Origin of the sequence: Pseudomonas sp. LS-2, assembly GCF_003605735.1 — a bacterium.
Taxonomy (GTDB): Bacteria; Pseudomonadota; Gammaproteobacteria; order Pseudomonadales; family Pseudomonadaceae; genus Aquipseudomonas.
In genome coordinates this window covers 118,152-131,650 of sequence record NZ_QXTJ01000014.1, presented here as the reverse complement: position 1 = coordinate 131,650, position 13,499 = coordinate 118,152, and the positions used below count along the sequence as shown (strand labels likewise).

At 59.5% G+C, this 13,499-nt stretch carries 11 protein-coding genes and 3 pseudogenes; 7 read left to right on the top strand and 7 right to left on the bottom strand.

Translation table 11 applies throughout. The annotated features are described in order from the left end of the window. Position 1 precedes the first annotated feature (1 nt). Entirely contained in the window at positions 2-991 is a 990-nt protein-coding gene (locus D3M70_RS07665; protein WP_120125204.1) for an alpha/beta hydrolase, read from the top strand. A gap of 157 nt (positions 992-1,148) precedes the next feature. Here D3M70_RS07665 and D3M70_RS07660 read toward each other — a convergent pair whose 3' ends face one another. The 3 genes from D3M70_RS07660 to D3M70_RS07650 form a co-directional block, all read right to left on the bottom strand. Beyond that, complete coding sequence (locus tag D3M70_RS07660; protein ID WP_120125203.1) at positions 1,149-1,748, bottom strand: HAD family hydrolase; 600 nt, start codon at positions 1,746-1,748, stop codon at positions 1,149-1,151. Beyond that, positions 1,745-2,614: an acyl-CoA thioesterase II gene (gene tesB / locus D3M70_RS07655; protein WP_120125202.1), complete on the bottom strand. Its 870-nt coding sequence runs from the start codon at positions 2,612-2,614 to the stop codon at positions 1,745-1,747. The genes D3M70_RS07660 and tesB overlap by 4 nt, the downstream gene beginning before the upstream one ends. A 110-nt stretch (positions 2,615-2,724) precedes the next feature. Then, positions 2,725-3,288 (bottom strand): GNAT family N-acetyltransferase, encoded by a 564-nt coding sequence (locus D3M70_RS07650; RefSeq protein WP_120125201.1) that lies wholly within the window; start codon positions 3,286-3,288, stop codon positions 2,725-2,727. Between the two features lie 126 nt (positions 3,289-3,414). On the opposite strand from D3M70_RS07650, the gene D3M70_RS07645 reads away from it, so the two are divergent. Together D3M70_RS07645 and D3M70_RS07640 are read left to right on the top strand one after the other, a co-directional pair. Next, positions 3,415-4,332 carry a histone deacetylase gene (locus D3M70_RS07645; RefSeq protein ID WP_120125200.1) on the top strand — a complete coding sequence of 306 codons (918 nt, stop codon included), beginning with the start codon at positions 3,415-3,417 and terminating at the stop codon, positions 4,330-4,332. 258 nt (positions 4,333-4,590) lie between these two features. Then, positions 4,591-5,829, top strand: a complete 1,239-nt coding sequence (locus D3M70_RS07640) for a TIGR03862 family flavoprotein (RefSeq protein WP_120125286.1) — start codon at positions 4,591-4,593, stop codon at positions 5,827-5,829. 75 nt (positions 5,830-5,904) lie between these two features. On the opposite strand, the gene D3M70_RS07635 is transcribed toward D3M70_RS07640, so the two are convergent. Further along, on the bottom strand, positions 5,905-7,086 hold the full coding sequence (locus D3M70_RS07635; protein WP_165869757.1) for an acyltransferase: 1,182 nt from the start codon (positions 7,084-7,086) through the stop codon (positions 5,905-5,907). A gap of 474 nt (positions 7,087-7,560) precedes the next feature. Between D3M70_RS07635 and D3M70_RS07630 the strand changes: the two are divergent. The 3 genes and pseudogenes from D3M70_RS07630 to D3M70_RS07625 all read left to right on the top strand — a co-directional run. After that, positions 7,561-9,035, top strand: a pseudogene (locus tag D3M70_RS07630) (methyl-accepting chemotaxis protein); the annotation flags it as partial. A 1-nt stretch (position 9,036) separates the two neighbouring features. Next, positions 9,037-9,439 (top strand): methyl-accepting chemotaxis protein (locus tag D3M70_RS32830; RefSeq protein ID WP_256659746.1); only part of this gene is annotated, 403 nt, incomplete at its 5' end. Between the two features lie 118 nt (positions 9,440-9,557). Next, a complete protein-coding gene (locus D3M70_RS07625) occupies positions 9,558-11,081 on the top strand; it encodes a Fic family protein (RefSeq protein WP_120125198.1) in 1,524 nt (507 codons plus the stop codon). Positions 11,082-11,179: 98 nt separating this feature from the next. Here the strand turns inward: D3M70_RS07625 and D3M70_RS34085 are convergent. Next, positions 11,180-11,614 (bottom strand): annotated as a pseudogene (locus tag D3M70_RS34085) (methyl-accepting chemotaxis protein); the annotation flags it as partial. Positions 11,615-11,728: 114 nt separating this feature from the next. Continuing rightward, positions 11,729-12,031 (bottom strand): annotated as a pseudogene (locus D3M70_RS34080) (PAS domain-containing protein); the annotation flags it as partial. Between the two features lie 170 nt (positions 12,032-12,201). On the opposite strand from D3M70_RS34080, the gene D3M70_RS07615 reads away from it, so the two are divergent. Then, positions 12,202-12,993, top strand: coding sequence for a substrate-binding domain-containing protein (locus D3M70_RS07615; RefSeq protein WP_120125197.1), 792 nt, complete (start codon positions 12,202-12,204; stop codon positions 12,991-12,993). 21 nt (positions 12,994-13,014) lie between these two features. Here D3M70_RS07615 and D3M70_RS07610 read toward each other — a convergent pair whose 3' ends face one another. Beyond that, positions 13,015-13,479: a metallophosphoesterase family protein gene (locus D3M70_RS07610; protein ID WP_165869756.1), complete on the bottom strand. Its 465-nt coding sequence runs from the start codon at positions 13,477-13,479 to the stop codon at positions 13,015-13,017. Positions 13,480-13,499 lie beyond the last annotated feature (20 nt).

Below are 13,499 nucleotides of genomic sequence, written 5' to 3'. Positions count from 1 at the left end.
CATGATGAAACCGCTTTCGATCCTGTTGTTGGGCACCCTGATGAGCGTTACGGCTCATGCTGCGGATCAGGCGGTCAAATCCATCAGCCCCGACCGGCTGCTGATCAACGGAACGTCCCAGGCCACGCTGGGCCTGAGCCAGAGTTGGGTACATCCCAACCCGCAGATCCAGCGGGTGGTCATCGTTTTTCACGGTCGCCTGCGCAATGCGCAGACGTATCTGCGCAGCGTCGAACGTGCGGCCAACCAGTCCAAGCAGCGGTCGAAAACCCTGCTGATTGCGCCGCAGTTCCTCGACGAGAAAGACATCACCGCGCACCATTTGCCGGAAACCATTCTGCGCTGGCATGGCAATGACTGGATGGCAGGCGATAAGTCCCTGGGGGCCAAGCCGATCAGTTCGTTCGTGGTCATCGACCATATTCTCAAGCGTCTGAGCGACAGCAAGCTGTTCCCGAACTTGAAGGAAATCGTGATCGCCGGGCACTCCGGTGGCGCGCAGGTGGTGCAGCGCTACGCGATGATTGGTGGCAAGGAAGATGCGCTGCTGAAAAAGGAAGGCATCAAGCTGCGTTACGTGATCGCCAACCCGTCGTCTTATGCGTATTTCGATGCCACTCGCCCGACGCCGGTGACGGCTGCGACCTGCCCTGCTTTCGACACCTGGAAATACGGTCTGAACAAATTGCCGGCTTATGCGGGCAAAGACACCCCGGCTGAACTGGAAGCCGCGTATGTGAAGCGTGACATCACTTACATGCTGGGCGAACTGGACACTGACCCGAACCACCCGGCGCTGGACAAGGATTGCGGTGCAGAGGCACAAGGGCCGAACCGCATGGCTCGCGGGCACAATTACTTCGACTACCTGAGCAAGCGCCATCCTGAAGGTTTGAACCAGCGTCTGGTTGAGGTGAAGGGTGTCGGTCACAACGGCGACGGGATGTTTACCTCGCCAGAGGGGCAGACCGCGTTGTTTAAGGGGAATTGATTCACGGAGTGGATCAGCCAGTTTCTGTAGCAGCACGGCATCAATTTCGCCCACCGCCGACTGCGGTAGCAGTCCGGCTTGCCGGCGGTAGCGATTTCAAGAAAGCCACCGCCGGCAAGCCGTGCTGCTACAGAAATGATGCCGGGTGGAATCAGACCTAAGGGTTTTCCTGCAGCATCCCCCGCAACGCCACGCAATCATTGGCATGCCAATCGGTCAGCTCCGGCCACGGGTTTTCCGGGAGGTTGACCAGCACGGTATGCGTTCCCGCAGCCTTGCCGCAGGCGAGATCGAACTGGTAGTCGCCGACCATCACCATCTGCGCAGGCTCGACATTCCAGGCTTTGGCGAGTTTCAGCAGGCCACCGGGATCGGGCTTTGGCGGTGCCTCGTCGCGCCCCAGCACATCGTCCACATCGAAACAGTCGGCGACGCCGATGGCTTCCAGCGTCACATGCGCCAACTCACGGGCGTTGCGAGTGAGGATCCCCAATCGATAGCCGCGTCCGGCCAATTCGCGCACCAGTTCGACCGCGCCGAGGGCAGGCTTCGACGCCACGGCCAGTTCGCGCTCGTGCTCCAGTAACCAGGCGTGCTTGGCCGCAGCGACATCGGCAGGCAAGGCGGCGAGATGCGTGAGGATGTCGTCCTCTTGGGGAATGCTCAGCGCGCGTTTGATGGCGGGGAAATCATGCACCGCGATGGTCAGGGTGCCGTCCATGTCGAACACCCAGTGACGCATCTGCGACAGGCTCATGCCCAGTCCTTGCGATGCCGGATCAACCCTTCCTGGCTGACCGACGCCACGAGCTTGCCCGCCCGGTTGTACACGCTGCCACGGGAGAAGCCCCGAGAGTTACCGGCCCAAGGGCTGTCCATCGCGTAGAGCAGCCAGTCATCGGCCCGCAGTTCGCCGTGAAACCACAACGAATGATCGAGGCTGGCGATCTGCATGTCTTTCTGCCAGACCGTCTTGCCGTGAGGCAGCAACGAGGTGGTCAGCAAATTGAAGTCCGAGGCGTAGGCGAGCATGTATTTATGAAGCGCGGGGATGTCCGGCAGTGTGCCGTCGGCGCGAAACCAGACGTACTTCACAGGGTCGGTTGGCTTGGGGTTGTAGGGGTCGGATTCGGTGACCGGGCGAAACTCGATCGGTTTCGGGCACAGCAACTTGTCTTTCATATGCGCGGGGATCAAGTGTTCGCGCTGGCGCATCAGTTCAAGTTCGGACGGCAGGTTTTCCGGACCGACCACTTGCGGCATCTGGCTCTGATGCTCGAAGCCTTCTTCGTCGTACTGGAACGACGCGCTGCAGGTGAAGATCGGGTGGCCCTTCTGAATGGCGGTGACGCGACGGGTGCTGAAACTGCCGCCGTCGCGCACGCGGTCGACCTGATAGACCACCGGCAGATGCGCATCGCCAGGCCGCAGGAAGTAACCGTGCAGTGAGTGCACATGACGCTCGTCTTCAACGGTCTTGCTCGCCGCCGACAGCGATTGCCCCAACACTTGCCCCCCAAACAGCTGGCGGAAGCCAAGGTCCTGGCTGCGTCCACGGAAGAGGTTTTCTTCGATTGGCTCCAGGCTCAACAGCGACACCAGATCATCCAGCACATGGCTCATTCGGGGTTCCTCACACAGTCATCACACAAATCCAGCCACGGGCGCCGAACGGCCGCAAACATGGGGGGTTGGGCGAGATGATACAGATGTTTGCCAGCCGATTCCCCCATTCAGAGGGTCGCGAGCCACTGTTGACGGTTGATGCGGTACAGCACATGCGGCCTCAACGGGTGGTCTTCGGGAAGGTTGGGATGATCGAAATCTTCTGACGAGACGTGCTGCATGCCAATGGCCTGCATCACCTTCTGCGACGGCAGATTGCAAACAGCGGTGAAGGACACGATCTCCTGAAGTTCGACGTGCTCGAAGCCGCAGCCAAGCACGGTCCAGGCCGCTTCGCTGGCATAGCCCAGCCCCCAATGCTCGCGGGCCAGGCGCCAGCCGATTTCAACTGCCGGCGTGAACCCGGCGTCGAAACCCACCACATTCAACCCGGTGAAACCGATGAACTCGCCGGTGTCCTTGCGTTCAAGCGCCCACAGACCGAAACCGTATTCGGCGAAATGGCCGCGCACGCGTCCGATCATCTTGGCGCTCTCCAGCCGTGTCAGCGGCTTCGGAAAATATCGCATCACGTGCGGGTCGGCACACATCTGCGCAAATGCCGGCAAGTCATCATCGCGCCATTGACGCATCAACAAGCGTGCGCTGCTGAGCTCAAGTATCGGCTCCATAGAACATCTCCCCTGCCCCGCCCCTCACATTGCCCGCCAGTGTAGCAATCCCGCACTTCGCCAAATGGCTGTGCGGTAGCAACCATAACTGGCAAGATTCCCCTTCGAAACCGACGCGTACGCACTATGTCCCTGCCCCTGATTTACCACGAAGACTACAGCCCGGCGTTTCCGCCCGATCATCGCTTTCCCATGGACAAGTTCCGCCTGCTACGCGACCACCTTATCGACAGCGGACTGACCACGGATGCTCAGTTATTCCGCCCACAGGTCTGCCCCGACGATATTCTCGCGCTTGCCCATGAACCTTCGTATATCCGCCGGTACATGGACGGAGACCTTTCCCGCGAGGATCAGCGCCGGCTTGGCCTGCCGTGGAGCGAAGATCTGGCCCGACGCACGGTACGCGCGGTAGGGGGTTCGTTGCTGACCGCCGAGAAGGCGTTGCTGCATGGTCTGGCCTGCCACCTCGCAGGCGGTACCCATCACGCGCATTACGATTATCCGGCCGGTTTCTGCATCTTCAACGACCTGGCCATCATCAGCCATTACCTGCTGCAAAGCGGTCGTGTCGACCGGGTGCTGATCTTCGACTGCGATGTCCACCAGGGCGACGGCACCGCGCGCATTCTCGAACACACGGAAGACGCGATCACCGTATCGCTGCACTGCGAAAAAAACTTCCCCGCGCGCAAGGCCCAGAGCGACTGGGACATTCCGCTGCCGATGGGCATGGGTGACGATGATTACCTGAAAGTAGTCGATGACACGCTCAATTACCTGCTGCCGCTGTATCGGCCTGACCTGGTGCTGTACGACGCGGGGGTCGATGTCCACAAGGATGACGCGCTGGGTTACCTGCAATTGACTGACGAAGGCGTGGCCCGACGGGATGAAGCCGTGATGCGCCACTGCCTGGGGCGAGACATTCCGGTGATGGGCGTGATCGGGGGTGGCTACAGCAAGGATCGCGAAGCGCTGGCGCGCCGCCACGGCATTCTGCATCACAGCGCGCAGCGGGTTTGGGTTTCAGAAGGGTTGTAGACGAACCCGCGTTGTAGATTCCGACCGTAGGCCGTGGGAGACCTGCTCCGGCCATAAGCGAGTGTATCGGACCGCCAGTTACCCACATCCACTGTGGAACCGCCTGTGGATAACCTGCGTGCAACGCTGCAGACGCCATATGGCGCAAGGCTTTGCGAGCACTGTACGTTTTTTGCTCAATAGTTTTCCACAGGCCGTTCGTTTGCCATGAGCCTCGGGTAGAATGCGCGCCCCACCTTAATGATTCCAAGCGTGCCCATGACCTCAGACACACCCTGCTCCGCACAATCCGTCGCCATCATCGGCGGTGGCCCGGCCGGGCTGATGGCTGCCGAAGTGCTGAGCCAGGCGGGTTTCAAAGTCGATCTCTACGATGCCATGCCATCGGTGGGACGCAAGTTTCTGCTGGCGGGCGTGGGCGGGATGAACATCACTCATTCCGAAGCCTACCCCGCGTTTCTTTCACGCTACGCCGGGCGTGCGCCGATGATCGCCCCGCTGCTGCGCAGTTTCGGCGCCGAGGCGCTGTGCGAGTGGATTCACGGATTGGGCATTCAGACCTTCGTCGGCAGTTCTGGCCGGGTGTTTCCCACCGACATGAAAGCCGCGCCTCTGTTGCGTGCCTGGCTCAAGCGCCTGCGTGATGGCGGTGTCGTTATCCACACCCGCCATCGCTGGCTGGGCTGGAATGCCGACGACAGCCTGCGCATCGCCAATGCCGAGGGAGAACTGGCAATCCGTCCGGCCGCGACGTTGCTGGCATTGGGCGGCGCGAGTTGGGCGCGTCTGGGTTCCGATGGCGCGTGGGTGCCCATGCTCGAACGGCGTGGCGTGAAGATTACGCGGTTGCAGGCAGCCAATTGCGGGTTTGAAGTTTCATCATGGAGTGTATTGCTGCGCAGCAAATTTGCCGGTGCGCCGCTGAAAAACATCGCCATGGGCCTGGCGGGGCTACCCCTGCGCTTGGGCGAATGCGTGCTGACCCACACGGGCCTGGAAGGCAGTCTGATCTATGCGCTCTCGGCGCAGATTCGAGAAACGATCAACCTGCAAGGCTCGGCCACGGTGGAGATTGATCTGCTGCCGGGCAAAAGCCTGGTGGATGTTCAGAAGGCCCTGAGCAAACCCCGCGGTTCGCGCTCGGTCGCCAAACACCTGCACAATCAGTTGGGGATCGATGGCGTGAAGGCCGCGTTACTGCGCGAAGTGGTGCCAGCGGCATCGTTTGCCGATCCGGCGCTGCTGGCCCATGCCGTGAAGGGGTTGAAGCTTACGCTGATCAGACCGCGCCCGATGGATGAAGCGATCAGCACCGCGGGCGGTGTCGCCTTCGAAGCCATGGACCAGCGATTGATGCTCAACCTGGCGCCGGGTGTGTTCTGCGCCGGAGAGATGCTCGACTGGGAAGCGCCCACCGGCGGCTACCTACTCACTGGCTGTTTCGCCAGTGGCCGCGCCGCCGGATTGGGGATGGTGGAGTGGTTGCGCCACGCCTGACGCAACCGTAACAACATTGTTTGCCAACGCACCGACTTCAAGGACTCTGCCGCCGGCAAGCCGGACTGCTACGAGTCAGGCCACACGATCGATTTGCGGCTTCATCGCGGGTACCGAGTCCGGCTTTTGCGCCGGCGTTTTGGCTTTGCCCGCGCGGCCTACGAAACGCTTGCCCAGTTCGTAGCCTTTCATCTCTATGTATTTGTGGGCGAACGCTGCCACGACCACGCAAGACACAGCCACTGCCACGACGAAGATGTTGTTGGCCAGCATTGACCCGGTGTCCATGAACCGCTGGCCGTCGACCATTGGCGCCAGCTCGATACCCGTGATCTTCTGCGCCACGATGAACAGTGTCACCAGACAGAACAGTACTGCCGCATGGGTCATGTAGATCGAGTACGACAGTTTCCCGAGCAAGACGAACACGCTGGTCTTGAGCAACACCGACACCAGCCCGCCCTCGAACGCGAACAACAGCACCAGGCCGCAGAACGTCAGGCTGCCAAACGGCGAGCGATAGTCGAAGTCGTTCATCACGATCCAGTAAGTGGCGTACATCATCGCGCACTCGAGCACGGTCATCAGCCACAGCCTTGGCACGAACTTGTCGCGAATCAGCAGGTACACGACATAAGTGATGTTGCCGGCGAAGAAGCACGACAGGCCAAGCATCGCACGCTCGACGAGCGGCTCGTTCCCCGAAAAAATCAGCACGAACGCCACCAGCGAAATTGCCGCGAACGCCAGGAAGCGGTTGCGCATGGACAGCATGCACAGCCCGCCGAACAGCATGTAGATGTAGAACTCGATGCTGATGGTCCAGGACGGATAGTTGAACGACATGGTTTCGGTGAGCGTCGTCCACGCCTGCACCAGGAACAGGTTAGGCAGGATCTCCTGCGGCGCGAACAGCCCGGTGAACGGCACGTTGTTCAGGTAGAAGCCCTTTTTGTAGGCGATCCAGCGCACCGTTTCGAACAGGATGAAAAGCGTCAGCATCACCAGGTGCAGCGGGTAGAGGCGGAAGACCCGGGAAATGAAGAAGGACTTGAAGGAAAGACTCGGCTTCATGCCATAGGTGTGGGCAAGAACAAATCCGCTCAGGACGAAAAAGAAATTGAGGAGAACCTCATCGCGCCGAAAGAACGGCAGCTGGATGAACGTGTCAACGACGTGCAGATGGAAGAACACAACCAACAATGCGCAGACACCTCTGAAACTGTCGAGTGTGGTAAATCGCTGAGCAGGTTTCATAACGCAACTTCCGTACTGGTTAAGAGAACGCCACCGTTGGCGGAGCTGGAGCCAGTACACGGTATTTCGTTCAGCCATTGCTCGACAGTTGAAATATTTCATCCCTGATACACATCAGAGCGGGAAAGTTGACGCCAGTCTTTGACGACGGTGACTGGTCAGTCATGCAGAGACCCGACGTTGCAAGACGCCAGAAAAAACAGCCGCCGATTTGCTGACGCGGACCGTCCGGGTCCAGGAAACGAGATACTCGAACTATCAACGGTGACGATGAGTCGCTACCCATCATCTTCAGAACTGCTCCCCTGCCCGCCTCACCCGGCTTGTCAGAAAAACCTCAGTCACGGTTCCGACATTTCTTCAGAATTTTCGCCCGCGGCCGATGCATTCCTACGTTTGAATGTTTTGCTGGCCATCTATAACAACAAGCCTCCAGCTGACGACTGCGAAAATTAGACATTCTGGAGAATCGAGATGAACAGCTGGTTTGCGAACATCAGCGTCAATCTGAAACTGGCCCTCGGGTTCGGTGTGGTACTTGTTTTCACTGCCTTACTTGCGCTCATCGGCTGGACCAGCCTGGGCAACATGACCTATCGCAGCGACCGCGTTGCCGATATCGCAAAACTGAGCAACCAGCTCACCGACCTGCGCGTGACCCGCCTGCAGTACATGATCAGCAACGGTGACGAGGCCGTTGCGCAAACCGTGCAGACCGCGCTCGACGCCTACAAGGCGCAGCAGCAGTACCTGCAAACCACCTTCAGCCACCCCCTGAACGTGCCGCTGATCAAGTCTCTGGGTGAGCAGATCAATGCATACCAAACGTCGCTGAACAAAATGCGTGATGGCTTCAGAGCCAGCGCCAAGGTACGCGCCGACATGGGCGTGGATGCCGTGAAAGCCGCCGAGCTCATCGCCGCCATCAACGACGACGTAATGAAGCTCGAACCGACTGACGAACGCCGCTTCGAGCAATACCAGGCCATCATCAAGGCCAAGGAAGATGTGATGCTGGTGCGCTACGAAGTTCGTGGCTACACCGGGAACGTCACGGCCAAGACCGAAGAAGCGGCAACGCGCCAGCTGTCCGCCGCCATCGCCGGCCTGGAACAACTCAACGCCACGTTCGGCGGCACGCAAGCCGACCGCCTCAAACAACTGGAAGCCTCATTGATCGGCTATCGCAGTTCGGTCCAGGGCTTCAAGGTTGCCAACGAGAACATCAATGCCGCGCGCGCTGAAATGACTGCCGAGCAGGCTGTCATCGTCAAACTCAGCCAACAGTTGATCGACCTTCAGACTTCCCTTGGCGCGGAAGATACTCATCAGGCGCGTACCTTGCAGATTGGCGGCACCCTGCTTGCCCTCATCTTCGGTGCACTGGCGGCGCTGCTCATTACCCGCCAGATCACTCGCCCTCTGCAGGAAACGCTGGCCGTGGTCGATCGCATCGCCTCGGGCGATCTGTCCCAAGACCTGATCGTCACCCGCAAGGACGAAATTGGCGTACTGCAACAGGGCATCCAGCGCATGGGCGCGACCCTGCGCGAACTGATCGGCGGAATCCGTGACAGCGTCACGCAGATCGCCAGCGCCGCCGAAGAACTTTCGGCCGTTACCGAACAGACCAGCGCCGGCGTCAACAGCCAGAAAGTGGAGACCGATCAGGTCGCCACCGCCATGCACGAAATGTCGGCCACCGTTCACGAGGTCGCACGCAATGCCGAACAGGCATCCGTTGCCGCCTCCGCTGCCGACACCGAAGCGCGTGATGGCGACAAGGTCGTGGGCGAAGCGATTGCCCAGATCGAGAAGCTGGCCAGCGAGGTGATTCGCTCCACCGACGCCATGAGCGTGCTGGAGCAGGAAAGCGACAAGATCGGCAAGGTCATGGACGTGATCAAGGCCGTCGCCGAACAGACCAACCTGCTGGCCCTCAACGCCGCNGGTCGCCGACGAAGTTCGCGGCCTGGCCCAACGCACGCAGCAATCGACCGAAGAAATCGAAGGGCTGGTCGCCGCGTTGCAGAACGGCACGCGCCAGGTCTCAGACATCATGCTCAGCAGCCGCAACCTGACCGACAGCAGCGTCGCGCTGACACGCAAGGCCGGAACTTCACTGGAAAGCATCACCAACACGGTCTCCAACATCCAGGCGATGAACCAGCAGATCGCCGCCGCCGCCGAACAGCAAAGCTCGGTGGCCGAAGAGATCAGCCGCAGCATCCTCAACGTGCGCGACGTCTCCGAGCAGACCGCCGCCGCCAGCGAAGAAACCGCGGCCTCAAGCGTCGAACTGGCCCGGCTGGGTAACCAGTTGCAGATGCTGGTCAGCCACTTCAAGGTGTGACCTGATGAAAAAGCCGCGCCGGGACCCACTGCCCGGCGCGGCTTTTTTAATGATTTTGAAGACGAAAAGGCGTTTTCTAACAATAATGAGGGCTTCGTAACGATTTTGAGGGCCTCTTATGCGCAATTCAGCCGGTTATACCTGGCTTGCAAACACCTACAAGGTTGTTGTCTGCCAACCGCTGAAAGTGCGCAGTGAAATCGGTAGCACCCGAAAAGAGAGCCTCGTCAACGGCATTCTCGAGCAAACCTTCCCCGCCCAGTATCAACCCGGCCCGACGTTGGCAGAACACCTGACGTTCGCCTTCAAACGCGAACCTCTGCACCTTGAATTTCTCGCCAGACTTTTCTCCATCATCGACCCCGTCGAACTCGAAACATGGATCAAGGCAGAGCCGACCGGCCAGTTCGCTCGCAAAGCCTGCTTCCTCTACGAATGGTTCGAAAACCCAGCCCTGTCATACGCAGGCGTGGAGAAAGGCAACTACGTCGACTTTATGGATGACGCAAATTATCTGGTGAGTCAGGCACCACAGCGCAACACGCGATGGCGAGTGATCGATAACCTTCCCGGCACACCGGCTTTTTGCCCGACCATCCGTACCACTCCCACGCTAATGAGCCTGATTGATTACGACCTGAACGCGGAACTGGCTCGACTGGGCGGCGAGTTCGGTCACGACACCCTCTTGCGCAGCGCTGTGTGGCTGACAATCAAGGAGAGTAAATCGAGCTTTGCCATCGAACACGAAGAGCAGCAAACCGACCGGATCAAACGCTTTGCAGCGGTCATGGAACAACGCTGCGGAACTGGCGCGCCCCCTTTGACTCAGGAGCAGATTGCGTCCATCCAGCAAGAGATTCTCGGCCCTCGGGCGCTGTCCTATGGCATCCGCAAATCGCCCGTGTTCGCCGGGCAAACCCGTGGCTTCCAGAACGTGCTGCATTACCTGGCCCCGGCATGGCAAGACGTTGAAGCCATGCTTCGAGGATTGCAGGCTTTCGAATCCAACACCCGCGGCAGCTCTTCGATACTGCGCGCTGCCGTGATCTCCTTCGGTTTCGTGTACATCCATCCGTTGAGCGATGGCAACGGGCGGATCTCGCGCTTTCTGATCAACGACATCCTGCGTCGCGACGGCGCCTTGCCGCCGCCCTACATCCTCCCTGTTTCGGCAGTCATGCAGGACCACACCCTACGTCCGCAGAACTACGATCAGGTACTCGATGAGTTTTCACGCCCTCTGATGCAAGTCATTGAGACGGACGTTCGCTTCAAAGGCTATGTGAAATACGCCGATGGAATGGAATCGAATCTGCACTACGACGGCTACCTGCACAATTCTGCGGCGTGGCGATTCATCGATCTGACCCCTCACGCCGAATACATCGCGCGGGTCATTCGTCAGACCGTTCAGAAGGAAATGCGGGACGAAGCCAGCATCTTGCGCAATCACCAGCTCTTGCGCGACGCGATAAAGAATGTGTTCGAGGGCCCGGACGCGGACATCGACCGCATCATTCGCTCGATTCACCAGTCGGAGGGCCAGGTAGGCAACAAACTACTGAAGCAATATCCGCTGCTGGAGCAAGCGCCAATAAGAGCGGAGATAGTCGCTTTAGTATCCCGATTCCTAGGATGAAAACCTCTTAGTACGGCAACCGGCCGGGTTTCTAACAATTTTGAAGACGAAAAGCCGTTTTCTAACAAAAATGAAGACGGCCTAACGATTTTGAGGGATCAGTTCGACAGTTGGTTGGCAAACTGTCCGACGGCGCTGACCACGCGTTGCGCGCCGTCCTGAATTTCGACGATCACCGACCCCGCCTGCCCCGCCAGTTCCAGTCCCTGTTGCGCCTGTTGCTTGCCGCTGATGATGACGTTTACAGCCTGCTCGGCCAGTTGCTGGTTCTGCTGCACCACACCGACGATTTCCTCGGTGGCCTTGCTGGTGCGCGAAGCCAGTTGCCGGACTTCGTCGGCGACCACGGCAAAACCGCGCCCCTGTTCACCGGCCCGGGCAGCTTCGATGGCCGCGTTGAGCGCCAGCAGGTTGGTCTGGTCGGCGATGCTGCTGATGCTCTGGATGATTGAGCCGATGAGCTGCGATTGTTTGTCCAGCGCGCCAATCCGGTCGGCGGCCTGTTCCATGTGTTCGGCCAGCTCTCGCATGACATCGACGGTCTGCTGCACCACGGCCGCACCTTTCTGGGCGCTGCCATCGGTTTGCTGCGAGGTGCTGAATGCAATGTTGGCCGCTTCGGCAACGGCGATTTCGCGATTGACCTGATCGGTGATGATGGTCGCGAATTTCACCACTTTGTACAGCCGGTCGTGGGCGTCGGTGATCGGGTTATACGAAGCTTCGAGCCAGACCACCCGCCCACGGCTGTCGACGCGTTTGAAGCGTTCGGCAACGTACTCACCCCGGCGCAGTTTGTCCCAGAACCCTTGATATGCGGCTGAATTGTATTCCTCCGGCTCGCAGAACATGCGGTGATGTTTGCCCTGAATCTGCGCCAGCGTGTATCCCATGGAGCCCAGGAAGCGTTCATTGGCGGTCAACACTTCGCCAGCCAGATTGAATTCGATGGCCGCTTTCAGCGCGTCGCGGCGGCGTGAACCAAGAGGCCGGAATGGCGTTCTTGAGTCTGTGCCCTCAAGAAAGGGATTTACTCATCGCTCAATTGCCACATACTGCCCGCGCTGTTTTTCATTCGTCAGAGTCATTTCCAGTTTTCAATTACGCCAGGTTCATCTTCATGAAAAAAATTCTGCCTTATCTGCTGAGTGCCGCCATTTCCTTCATTCCGGTGGCATTCACCCAAGCCGCAACGCCTGCCGCTCCCGTGCAACTGATCGTGCTGAGTTCTGGCGGCATCATGGGCGCCTTCAAAGCCGTGACCCCGGATTACGAACAACGCGTGGGCGTCAAATTGCAGGGCGAGGTGGCGCCGTCCATGGGCGCGACCCCACAAGCGATACCCAATCGCCTGGCCCGACAGGAGCCCGCCGATGTGGTGCTGATGGTCGGGGCGGCGCTGGACAAGCTGATCAAGGAGGGCCAGGTCGATCCGAAAACCCGCGTTGACCTGGGCAAATCCTATATCGCCATGGCAGTCAAACATGGTGCGCCACACCCGGATATCAGCACCATGGACGCCTTCAAACAGACGCTGCTGGACGCCAAAAGCATCGCCTACTCCGACAGCGCCAGTGGCGTATACCTGTCGCGCGTGCTGTTCAATCAGATGCACATCGCAGAACGGGTTCAGAGCAAGAGCCACATGATCCCCGCCGAGCCGGTGGGCGAAGTGGTTGCGCGGGGCGATGCCGAGATCGGCTTTCAACAGTTAAGCGAATTGAAGCCGGTTGACGGTATCGACATCATCGGCCTGATTCCCGACCAGGCCCAGCAGATGACGCTGTACTCGGCGGGCGTCGTCTCCAGGAGCAAGCACCCGGAACAGGCGAAGCAGTTTCTGGAGTTCCTGAGTTCGTCGGCGGCCGCACCCGCGATCAAAGCCAGCGGCCTGGACCCGATTGCCAAATAGGACATCCCGTTTGGGGCGAAGTCAGACCTGAAGCTCGATCAACTCGCCCCGCACATCGAGGCCATCGATGTGCAGCATCCCGACGGTAATCGGCAGTTTGAAACGCCGAGGGCCCGCGCTGCCGGGGTTGATGAACAGCACGCCATGGCGAGACTGCTGCAAGGGCTTGTGCGAGTGACCGGTGACCACGACAGCGACATCCGGCGGCAGAGTTTCGGGCACGTCCGCCAAAATGTGCGTCACGTAGATCGCCAGCTTACCCACTCGCAGTACCGCTTCATGCGGCACATCGGACGCCCAGCCGTCGTCGGTATCGTTATTGCCGCGCACCACGGTCAACGGCGCAATCTCGCGCAAGGCTTGAAGGATTTCCGGCTTGCCGATATCCCCGCCATGAATCAGAAAATCACAGCCGCGCAATGCCTCCAGCGCTTGTGGACGCAGAAGGCCGTGGGTGTCTGATATCAGTCCGACTTTCACTGCCATCGATCAGCCTCCGGACGCCG

What these genes read in the sequence shown, in the direction of transcription:
- D3M70_RS07665 (WP_120125204.1), top strand. Translation starts at nt 2, where the DNA reads ATGATGAAACCGCTTTCGATCCTGTTGTTGGGCACCCTGATGAGCGTT.
- D3M70_RS07625 (WP_120125198.1), top strand. Translation starts at nt 9,558, where the DNA reads ATGCGCAATTCAGCCGGTTATACCTGGCTTGCAAACACCTACAAGGTT.
- D3M70_RS07660 (WP_120125203.1), bottom strand. Translation starts at nt 1,748, where the DNA reads ATGAGCCTGTCGCAGATGCGTCACTGGGTGTTCGACATGGACGGCACC.
- D3M70_RS07650 (WP_120125201.1), bottom strand. Translation starts at nt 3,288, where the DNA reads ATGGAGCCGATACTTGAGCTCAGCAGCGCACGCTTGTTGATGCGTCAA.
- D3M70_RS07640 (WP_120125286.1), top strand. Translation starts at nt 4,591, where the DNA reads ATGACCTCAGACACACCCTGCTCCGCACAATCCGTCGCCATCATCGGC.
- D3M70_RS07645 (WP_120125200.1), top strand. Translation starts at nt 3,415, where the DNA reads ATGTCCCTGCCCCTGATTTACCACGAAGACTACAGCCCGGCGTTTCCG.
- D3M70_RS07615 (WP_120125197.1), top strand. Translation starts at nt 12,202, where the DNA reads ATGAAAAAAATTCTGCCTTATCTGCTGAGTGCCGCCATTTCCTTCATT.
- D3M70_RS07610 (WP_165869756.1), bottom strand. Translation starts at nt 13,479, where the DNA reads ATGGCAGTGAAAGTCGGACTGATATCAGACACCCACGGCCTTCTGCGT.
- D3M70_RS07635 (WP_165869757.1), bottom strand. Translation starts at nt 7,086, where the DNA reads ATGAAACCTGCTCAGCGATTTACCACACTCGACAGTTTCAGAGGTGTC.
- tesB (WP_120125202.1), bottom strand. Translation starts at nt 2,614, where the DNA reads ATGAGCCATGTGCTGGATGATCTGGTGTCGCTGTTGAGCCTGGAGCCA.